The sequence below is a fragment of the Deferribacter autotrophicus genome (assembly GCF_008362905.1).
GTDB classification, from domain to species: Bacteria; Chrysiogenota; Deferribacteres; order Deferribacterales; family Deferribacteraceae; genus Deferribacter; species Deferribacter autotrophicus.
In genome coordinates this window covers 409,236-419,076 of the sequence record NZ_VFJB01000003.1, presented here as the reverse complement: position 1 = coordinate 419,076, position 9,841 = coordinate 409,236, and the positions used below count along the sequence as shown (strand labels likewise).

The 9,841-nt window shown below is 32.2% G+C and carries 9 protein-coding genes; 2 read left to right on the top strand and 7 right to left on the bottom strand.

What is annotated here, in order from left to right:
- Positions 1 to 98: 98 nt before the first annotated feature.
- Together istA and istB are read left to right on the top strand one after the other, a co-directional pair.
- Positions 99 to 1,538: an IS21 family transposase gene (gene istA, locus FHQ18_RS03975; RefSeq protein WP_149265869.1), complete on the top strand. Its 1,440-nt coding sequence runs from the start codon at positions 99 to 101 to the stop codon at positions 1,536 to 1,538.
- A gap of 17 nt (positions 1,539 to 1,555) precedes the next feature.
- Entirely contained in the window at positions 1,556 to 2,302 is a 747-nt protein-coding gene (gene istB / locus FHQ18_RS03970; RefSeq protein ID WP_223144580.1) for an IS21-like element helper ATPase IstB, read from the top strand.
- 461 nt (positions 2,303 to 2,763) lie between these two features.
- Here istB and FHQ18_RS03965 read toward each other — a convergent pair whose 3' ends face one another.
- From FHQ18_RS03965 to FHQ18_RS03935, 7 genes are all read right to left on the bottom strand, one after another.
- A complete protein-coding gene (locus tag FHQ18_RS03965; RefSeq protein ID WP_223144579.1) occupies positions 2,764 to 2,967 on the bottom strand; it encodes a hypothetical protein in 204 nt (67 codons plus the stop codon).
- Positions 2,954 to 3,523 (bottom strand): ATPase, encoded by a 570-nt coding sequence (locus FHQ18_RS03960; protein WP_149265868.1) that lies wholly within the window; start codon positions 3,521 to 3,523, stop codon positions 2,954 to 2,956. Before FHQ18_RS03960 ends, FHQ18_RS03965 begins: the two co-directional genes overlap by 14 nt.
- A gap of 480 nt (positions 3,524 to 4,003) precedes the next feature.
- Positions 4,004 to 5,536, bottom strand: a complete 1,533-nt coding sequence (locus FHQ18_RS03955) for an ATP-binding protein (RefSeq protein ID WP_149265867.1) — start codon at positions 5,534 to 5,536, stop codon at positions 4,004 to 4,006.
- 123 nt (positions 5,537 to 5,659) lie between these two features.
- Positions 5,660 to 6,931 carry an ATP-binding protein gene (locus tag FHQ18_RS03950; RefSeq protein WP_149265866.1) on the bottom strand — a complete coding sequence of 424 codons (1,272 nt, stop codon included), beginning with the start codon at positions 6,929 to 6,931 and terminating at the stop codon, positions 5,660 to 5,662.
- Between the two features lie 311 nt (positions 6,932 to 7,242).
- A complete protein-coding gene (locus FHQ18_RS03945) occupies positions 7,243 to 7,449 on the bottom strand; it encodes a hypothetical protein (RefSeq protein WP_149265865.1) in 207 nt (68 codons plus the stop codon).
- A complete protein-coding gene (locus FHQ18_RS03940; protein WP_149265864.1) occupies positions 7,439 to 8,044 on the bottom strand; it encodes a plasmid pRiA4b ORF-3 family protein in 606 nt (201 codons plus the stop codon). Before FHQ18_RS03940 ends, FHQ18_RS03945 begins: the two co-directional genes overlap by 11 nt.
- 228 nt (positions 8,045 to 8,272) lie before the next feature.
- Positions 8,273 to 9,820, bottom strand: a complete 1,548-nt coding sequence (locus FHQ18_RS03935; protein WP_149265863.1) for an ATP-binding protein — start codon at positions 9,818 to 9,820, stop codon at positions 8,273 to 8,275.
- Positions 9,821 to 9,841: the final 21 nt, after the last annotated feature.

Genomic DNA, 9,841 nt, shown 5'->3' with positions numbered 1-9,841 from the left:
TGTTAAAGGTACAATAATTCCCCAGTAAAAGGCCCTTAAAAATCCCCACCTGTGTATGTTAACATCCTCCAACAAATACACAGGTTGGAGGAAATAAAATGCTGGGGGTAGAAATGTATTACACAGTAAAGACATTGTTGTCGCAAGGCAAAAATATTTCCCAAATAGCCAGGGAATTAGGGATCGACAGGAAGACAGTGAGAAAGATAAGGGACAAAGTGAAAGACGGTAAAGTAGAAACACCCAAATTTTCAAGAGTAAGTGTTTTAGAGGCTTACAAAGAAGAAATAATCGAATACCTCTCAGAAGGTTTAACAGCAGTATTAATCCATCAGAAACTAATAAGTGATCATGGTTTATCCGTAAGCTACAGTTGTGTGAAAAAGTATGTTAGGAAATTAAAAGGCCCGGATGGAATTTATGTCCCATTAATTTCCCCACCAGGCGAAGAAGCCCAAGTGGACTTCGGTTACATAGGTTATCTTTATGATAGCGAAAAAGGTAAAAAAGTAAAGAGCTGGATATTTTGCATGGTGCTATCTCATAGCAGATATAAATATTATGAAATAGTTAGGAGTCAGGACGTAGAAACATTTTTAAGATGCCACATTAATGCATTTGAATATTTTGGAGGAATTCCTAGAGTAATCAAGATAGACAATTTAAAATCTGGAGTATTGAAAGCAAATTTTTATGAACCTGTAATACAGAAAGAGTATGCTGCAATGCTTGAATATTACGGTAGCAGTCCATTTGCTTGTAAGGTGAGATATCCCCAGGAGAAAGGGAAAGTGGAAAGCGGAATTAAATATGTGAAGAATAATTTTTTCAAATCAATTCAAGAAAAAGATTATTATAAAGTCAAAGGTCTTCTACGAAAGTGGCAAGACAATGTATGTAACAAGAAAATACATGGCACGACAAGAAAAATTCCTTTTGAACAATTTGTAGATAAGGAGAAAAGTAAATTGCAGCCTTTACCATCTCAGAGATACGAGGTTTATGACATATCGGAAAGAATAGTAAACCGCTATGGTCACATTACTTACAGATATAATTACTACTCAGTACCCTACAATTACATAGGCAACAAAGTAAGTATTCGCAGCAATGGTAATATATTAAAAATTTACAATGATAAATATGAAGAGATAGCAATTCACAATATATCTAAATCAGTAGGAGAATTCATAACAAAAGAATCTCATAATCCGAAATTAAAATCTGTAGATTATGAAGCAAAATCGCTTGAGATAGGTACAAACACCTTTGAATTTTATAACAGGTTAAAGGAAGAAAAGCCCCATCATTATCACCGTATGATGCAAGGAATTTTTAATTTGATGAAGAGTTATGATAAAGATACAGTGGAATTGGCATGTAAGAGAGCAAATGAGTTTAATTCCATTAGTTATTTGTCAGTAAAGAGGATATGTGAAACTGGTTTATATACTCAAAAAGATGCGTCATCTAAAGAATCGGTTAACTGTGGTGGTTTTTCGAATGATTTAAGTAAATATGATTTATTAGTTAATTGATGAGGGGGAGGGTATAAATGCAAGATATTTTAAAAAAACTAACAAATTTTAAGTTATCCGGAATGGCAAAGACATTAGAAAGCCGAAATCAATATGCAATAGAAAACAGTTTGAGTTACCTGGATTTTCTTGAATTGTTACTTGATGATGAGTCAGTGAACAGACAGAATAATTCTTTTAAGAGAAGATTTTCAAAATCTAAGTTGGATTCATCCAAAACATTATCTATGTATGATTTTACTTATCAGCCTGAACTGAATAAGCAAGAAATACTTGATATAAGTAGTTGCAGATTTATAGAAGAAAAGAAGAATATAATATTCATGGGTAATCCAGGAGTTGGCAAAACACATCTTGCAAATGCCATAGGATTAGAGGCTTTAAAGAAAGGATACAAGGTTTTATTTATTCACGCCAATGACATGGTATCAAAATTAGTATCATCGAAAGGAGATGGTAGTTATTTTAGTGTATTAAAACAGTTTTTAAGTGTGGATTTACTGATAATTGATGAGGTTGGTTTTAAGAAAATACCTTTAAACCATGTTGATGAATTTTTTGAAATAATCAGACATAGATATGAAAATAATTCTATAATTATCACTACTAATAGGCCTTTCGAAGAGTGGGGTAATATATTTGGTGATGTTGTTTTAGCTTCTGCTATCATAGATAGACTCGTACATCATGCTCATATTTTTAGAATCAATGGTGAAAGCTATAGAATCAAAAGTTTACAATCTATGAAAAATACTAAAAGGTAACTGGGGAATTTTAAGGGCCCTAAGGTGGGGATTTTTACTTGACTTTAACATACAACCGAATCAGAACCACATAACCAACGGATTAAATTGATATAAATAAATTTTAGAAATGTCAAGTGGAACATGCCAATTCGAAAATCGTTCACCCTATGGAATAATGATGTCGACCATTGTATAGCATAATAACAGTTATAAATCTTCGAACACATCGAGCATGTCGACGAAACTTATTCCACAGGGTAAATCGTAAATCGGAACGCGTGACGAGTAAATGGGTAGATGGGAAAATGAGTAGATGGGTGAATGTTCAACGTTTTAACGTTCTAACGTTCTAACGTTTCAACGTTCCAATGTTCAAGGTTCAACCCGTGAAATAATGACCTACGAACACCAAAACATAAACAACGGCGCTCATCACGTCTATCTTATCAAAAAACAATCGACAGTTGTATTTCACGGATTCAACGTTTTAACGTTATTTTCTTGTATTCCTCAGGCTGATCTGTTGTTATAGTTCCATCGGGTAACTGATAAAATATTACACCATTGAGGCTGTACACATTTGGAATCCCCATTTCCAAGCTTTCTTTTTGAGCTTTTTTTACAGCTCTATTCCCTATGCGCACAATTTCACGAGATAGAAGTAGTTCATCAATTTTTCTCATTTATCACCTCTAAAAATTTGTTAAAAACATCTTCATTTATTATTTCAATTATATCACCATTAATAACAGCAATCTCTTCAAAATCATCGTCTGTATTATTGATTAAGTAGCACAAATCACTTATGAACCTATATTCATTATAAAATAATTTTATGCTTCTAAAAAATCTTCTTTTTATATCTTTATGCGGTACAGAGTGGCCACCTTTCAAAATTCTATTTTCAACCCTTTTAATACATATCTCAGGATTTTCCACAAAAATGTATATTATCACAACATTATAACCATTAAGTTGAGCATCTTTTAAAATATCTTTTAAATAACTTCCAGATAGTGTACTTTCAATAATAAATGATTGCTTCTCTTTTATACATTCAGCTATTTGTTTTAAAAATAATTTACCAGCTTTGATTTTAACTTTTTCAGGATTACTATTTAACTTTAAAGCAACCTCATCTGCATTTAAAAACTTAAGATTTTTGGCTTTCGCAAAATCTTTTGCAAAAGTTGTTTTACCAACTCCATTGGCTCCTGCTACTACATATAAAAAACTCATAAATCAACCTTCCAGCGATTTAATTTTCAAAAACTAACCAAAACATACAAAATTTAAAATTGCTATATGCAATATCTCTAACTCTTCCAATTTTATTTAGTTCACCCATCAATTAATGACCACTCAATTACAACAAATTATAAAATAATTACCATGAATTACTATAAATTACCACTAATTACCTAATTTCTACAAATCACGACAGATTACATTATACAGGTTCAAGGTTCAAGGTTCAACGTTCAATGTTCAACGTTCTAACGTTCTAACGTTTTAACGTTTGCACGTTTACAAGTTTTAACGTCTTTACAACATCTACTCCCTCTACAACGTCTACAACTTTAATTTAAAATCCATAATCCAAAATTCATAATTTTAAACGTTCCAATGTTTTAACGTTCACACGTTAACAAACATAAATCACAATAAATCACTTATCACCATTCACTTATTACACATCACTGCTAACTAATCTTTCTCCTACAGCTTCTCCCACTCAAAACTGCTTATGTTCTTCTTGCTGCTATCAAAATTTATACCCACAAGATATATATCCTTACCTCTTGATAAATATTTTTCGTAATACCTTTTCTCTTTTATATGCTCCAGTGCATCATCACCATCAACCTTAAACTCTATCACATATACCTTATCACTAATAATCACAGTCAAATCAATCCTGCCCAAATTAGTCACATCCTCACCTATCACATCAATACCCAACGACTGCAAATATACATACACCACAGACGCATAAAACCCCTCATAATCCTGTATGTCATTATTCACATAATTATTATATGGAATCGATGCAAATATCGAATACAAACTCTCTTTCAAAAGCTCTAATCTTGCATCCATAAGCGCATCATACAAATCATCCTGTATCCTTGTTCTACTATCCTTCAGCCGAAATAAGTAATCCAGAATGTAATCATTGAGAGATTGCTTCACTTCCTTGTTCGGTATCCTCAACTTATACTTTATCCCACCACGCCTATCTTCTAGCATCCTGTCTATCGTCAAATAACCCGCCTGAAAAAGTATTACCTCCAGATTCAAGTTCTCTATATCAAAACTATCCACTAGCTCTTTGCCCACTACCAGGTTTGATAACTTTGGTAGAAAATATCGATTCTTCTCTATCAGCTTTATCAAAAACGAAGGTGTGCCAGTGGAAAACCAGTAATTGTCAAACAAAAACTTATTCTTTATAAAAAGCAAAATATCAAAAGGGTTATACACACTATCTTTTAAAAAGTTGTACCCATTGTACCACTGTTTCACCTTCTTTAAATCTGCTCCCTGCAAATGCTTTTTAAACACAGTATCTAAATCCCTTTGGGTATAGCCACATATATTGCCAAATTCAGGATTTAGGGAAATATCTTCCAGCATATTTAGGCCACTGAATATGCTTGCCCTGGAAAATCTGCTCACACCCGTTAAAAAAGTAAATCTTATATACGCATCGTTATCCTTGATTACTGTATAAAGCGCTCTCAATGTCTCCCTGTTCTCCTTTGCCACTTCAAGCTTGTCTATCACATCAAGTATAGGCTTATCATATTCATCAACCAGTATTACTACCTTCTCTCCATACTTCTCATACGATTTCTCAATCAATTCTCTAAAACAGCTGGTAACATTTGTCTCATTTTCACATATTACCCCTAATCTTCTCTGATTAGACTTCAAAATATCTAAAATCATACTTTTCGTTGATTCATTCGTCCTGAAATCTCCTGAAAAGCTTATTTTTATCACAGGGTGCTTTTTAGACCAATCGTATTTATCATAAATGTATAAGCCTTCAAATAACTCTTTATTCCCCTCAAATATTTCCTTCAATGTATCCAAAAAAAGAGATTTACCAAATCTTCTAGGACGGGATAGGAAAACATATTTATAATTTTCTATTAACTCATACGCCTCTTTTGTCTTATCCACATAGACATAATCATCTTCTCGTATTTCTCTAAATGTCTGTATCCCTATCGGTAACTTTTTCATTGACTCTACCTTTTATCTTTCTAATACTCATATTATAACTTTTAAGAAAAAGTATTGCAACAAATGTATATACCGTGAATCGGTAATCATGAATCGATTTTTCTCATTTCACGTTCTAACGTTTCAACGTTTTAACGTTTCAATTTCAAATGGTGATAGAAAAACTATATTCTCCTTATCTGACTTGTTACTGCCAAGATTTATTAAGTAACATGGAACATATTGTGGATAATTTTCAACAAAATTTTTTAACCCCAAAAAATCTGATTTTTTCAAGTTTTTCTTATATTTTATTTCCACTGGCTTAACTTTATTTTCATAATCTAGAATAATATCAATTTCTTGCTTACTCTTTGTCCTCCAAAACTTAATCATATTATCTGGAAAATCCATCTTTAATAATTCTGAAATAACAAAACCTTCAAATAAAAAAGATGCATCATCTCTCAAATCCACAAGATTAAAGTTATTTATAAAATAGTTTCTAACACCATTGTCTATAAAATATATTTTGGGCATTTTAACAAGTTCCTTATTCTTATTAGTATACCAGGGAATGCTTACCTTAATTAAGAATGTTTCTTTCAAAATCTCTACATAGTTTTTTGCAGTTTTATCATCTACTCCAGCTATTTGAGATAAGAGATTAAAACTAATTTGCTGACCGTGATTTATAGCAAGATGATTTATAATCATCTTTGCATTTTTTATCCTATCAATTTTTAAAAAATCTACCAGATCCTTTTTCACATATAAGTCAAATATAGATTCCAATACTTCTTTTTTTTCAGAAATTGGGGTAAGAGCTACTTCAGGATACCCACCATAGATCAAAAAATGGTTAAGCTCCTGGTAAAGATCAGGAACTAATTCCATTAGTGAATCAGATTTGATTTCCGATAATTTTTCAACTTTTATAATTAAATCATCCCTATCTATAAAATGTAGATATTCTCTAAAACTTAATGGATAAATATTCACAATCCTTTTTCGTCCAGCCAAGCTTTCTTGAATTTTATCTCTAATCGACAGACTAGACGAACCAGAAGCATAAATTTTTACGTTTGGATGATTATCCACTATGTTTTTTATAATTACACTAATATCATCATACCTTTGAAACTCATCAAGAAAAAGAACAAACCTTTTATCGCTATCCTCGCTATAACCATTCAATTTTAAAGTATTGATACAGTTTTCATAAGTACTTACTTTTTCATAATTTGAATAAATATCTAAATCAAGATAAAGACACGGATAATTCTTCTTAAATGTGGCATATAACTGTTTCATCAAAGTTGTCTTGCCAACCTGCCTGGGACCAATAAGAATAGTGGCTTTGTTGTTATTAATTTGCTTTTCTAACTTTTTATAAACCTGCCTATTTTTATACACTCTAAATTATCCTAATATTATTCGGATATACACTCCGAAAATTTATAAGATTTTTTAGAAATATTGTCAACTTTTTTCTGCATATCGTAATACGTAAAACGAAAATCGTTATGAGTATGTGGATGGGAATGTTCAAGGTTCAATGTGCAAGGTTCAAGGTTCAATGTTCAACGTTCTAACGTTTTAACGTTTTAACGTTTGCACGTTTTAACGCCTTTACAATATCTACCCTCTCTACAACGTCTACAACTTTAATTTAAAATCCATAATCCAAAATTCATAATTTTAAACGTTCCAATGTATTAACGTTCCTACGTTTTCTCCATTTTCAACTGAACCAAAACAGCAAAACTAACTGTCAAACTTGAGATATAATATAAGTGTAAATAATATTCGTCAGATCGAACCTGCTTTTCATAAGGTTTAAACCTTAACCATTGATCAATGTAAATTTTTTCAATTTTTCTTTTCTTTTTTTCATATAACTCCATTCCTATAAAAGTAAATTTATCTACCATAAATTTCTCTCCTCTCTTTATCAGAATCTCTAAACTCCACCTCTTTAGCATCAAAATATTCTGGGTCAAACTCACCACCTACCCACTCCAACATTTCCTCATATTCCTCATGCTCAGGATCTCCTATAATTTCAAGGAATCTCTTATATCCCCAAATTCCACCACAATCTTCAGGTGGACAAGCCCTTTTCCCGCCTACACATATAGGATAAATTATGTCTCTATCTCGCGGTAATATTTTTTCTAACTTTATTTCATGATCCCAGTTATCACCAAAATCATAAGTGTATCTCGCAATTTTATTTTCCATAGAAAACCAATCAGCAATTTTTTGACGAAACTCTGAAAAATATTTTCTCTCAAAAAAACCTTCATCTTCGTAAGGATTTATTATGTATACTTTTTCTCTTGTTATTGGGTGCCGAATTACAAATTCATGAAGGTGATAATCAAACCACCCCATCACATCCTGAATAGCAACATGCAAATCCCAAAAAGTAAAATTCTCAGGCACTTGTATCCTTCGCCAAATCGGCGGCTTAATACCTTTTAAAACAATCTTAAACTGATAAACATTCTGAAATTTTCTTTTCATATTATGCCCCTCCTACTATATTTCAACTTTTACATATTTTGCATCATCAGGCAATTTATTTAAATCAATTTCCTGTTTTGTTGTTCGCATATTTGCCTCCAATTTTTATGCATTTCTTATTTTTATTATATGAGATGATGCTTGAAGTAGCAAGTATAGAGTAACGTTCACACGTTGTAACGTTTGCACGTTCCAACGATTCACGATTCACGATTTACGATTTACGTTCTAACGTTCCAACGTCAACACATCAAACCCAACAATATTCCTATCACTTTTGCTAAACTCCACACCTATTAGGTAGATATCCTTAACCTTACCAACATACTTCTCATAGTATCTCTTCTCTTTTATCTGCTGCAGCGCATTGCCTTCTGATGATAGCTCCACTACTTTAAATTCTATTATGTAGGCTCTGTCTTTATATAAAACTGTAAGATCTATCCTGCCAGCATTCGTCATATCTTCTGCCACCACATTAAACCCACTTGCTACAAAATAAGAATACACTATACTCGAATAATACCCCTCATAACCAGCAAGCTCATTCTTTCTGTACCAGTCAAAAGGAATTGATGCAAAAAAACTCCTAAATATCTCTCTTAACTTATCAAAATCATTCTCATCTATCGCATAATAAAGCCTGTTTTTATTCTTCTCAGTAAGTATCGTATCCTGAGACAGATAACTTAAAAAATAATCATTAAAACTTATCTTCACCTCTCTATTGGGATAGCTCAAAGTATATATCGCTCTATCATTTATCACCTTCCTGTCTTTGATCGTCAGATAACCAGTCTGAAATAGCAAATTCTCAGGATATATCGCGTCTATATCAAAAGATCCCAATACCTTTTCACTTACCTCAAGATGCTCTGCTTCAATTATGTTGAATCTCTTTTCTGCTAATAATTTTATCAGAAATGTCGGTGTCCCTGTCTCAAACCAATAAGGGCGAAATTCCCCTTTATCCAAATACAAAAGTATATCAAACGGATTATATACACTCTCTCCTAGCCAGCTATAGCCATTGTACCACCTTCTTACTTCATCAAGATTTACACCTTCAAGTCTATCAAAAAACACTGTCTCAAGATCATGTTGCGTATATCCACATATTGTGGAATACTCTGCATCAAGGGTGATATCATTTAGCTGGTTTAAACCACTAAAAATAGATACCTTGTTAAACTTAGATACACCGGTTATAAATACAAACTTCAAAAATTCGTCAGCATCTTTGAGCACTGAGTAGAAATTCTTAAGCTCCTCTCTTATCTCTATAGCTTTCTCTCTATCCTCAATCCTGTCAAGTATCGGTTTGTCATACTCATCTATCAAAACTACTACTTTTTGAGCATATTTAACTGATAGTTTTTCTATTAATTCATAAAACTGTTTATTCAAGAGCTCTTCTTTTATTGTTATTCCTTCTTTTTCACTGTAATTTCTGATTAAAGAAATAATCAAACTTTTTAGATTTTCTGCATCTTTTATCACTCCTGCACCAAAGCTGATCTTTATCACAGGGTATTTTGTGTCCCAGTCCCAATTGTCCTCTAAATATAAGTCTTTAAATAACTCTCTTTTACCTAAAAACGCATATCTTAATGTATCAAGAAACAAAGATTTACCAAATCTTCTTGGACGGGATAGAAAATAATACCCTCCGCCTTCATCTACTAATTTATTAATAAAGTAGGTCTTATCGACATAATAATAGTTATCTGTCCTTATTTTCTCAAAACTCTGAATCCCAATAGGCAGCTTTTTCATAGATTTTGCTCCATTTAACTT

Coding starts and splice junctions, on each gene's coding strand:
- istA (WP_149265869.1), top strand. CDS start 99: ATGCTGGGGGTAGAAATGTATTACACAGTAAAGACATTGTTGTCGCAA.
- istB (WP_223144580.1), top strand. CDS start 1,556: ATGCAAGATATTTTAAAAAAACTAACAAATTTTAAGTTATCCGGAATG.
- FHQ18_RS03965 (WP_223144579.1), bottom strand. CDS start 2,967: ATGAGAAAAATTGATGAACTACTTCTATCTCGTGAAATTGTGCGCATA.
- FHQ18_RS03960 (WP_149265868.1), bottom strand. CDS start 3,523: ATGAGTTTTTTATATGTAGTAGCAGGAGCCAATGGAGTTGGTAAAACA.
- FHQ18_RS03955 (WP_149265867.1), bottom strand. CDS start 5,536: ATGAAAAAGTTACCGATAGGGATACAGACATTTAGAGAAATACGAGAA.
- FHQ18_RS03945 (WP_149265865.1), bottom strand. CDS start 7,449: ATGGTAGATAAATTTACTTTTATAGGAATGGAGTTATATGAAAAAAAG.
- FHQ18_RS03940 (WP_149265864.1), bottom strand. CDS start 8,044: ATGAAAAGAAAATTTCAGAATGTTTATCAGTTTAAGATTGTTTTAAAA.
- FHQ18_RS03935 (WP_149265863.1), bottom strand. CDS start 9,820: ATGAAAAAGCTGCCTATTGGGATTCAGAGTTTTGAGAAAATAAGGACA.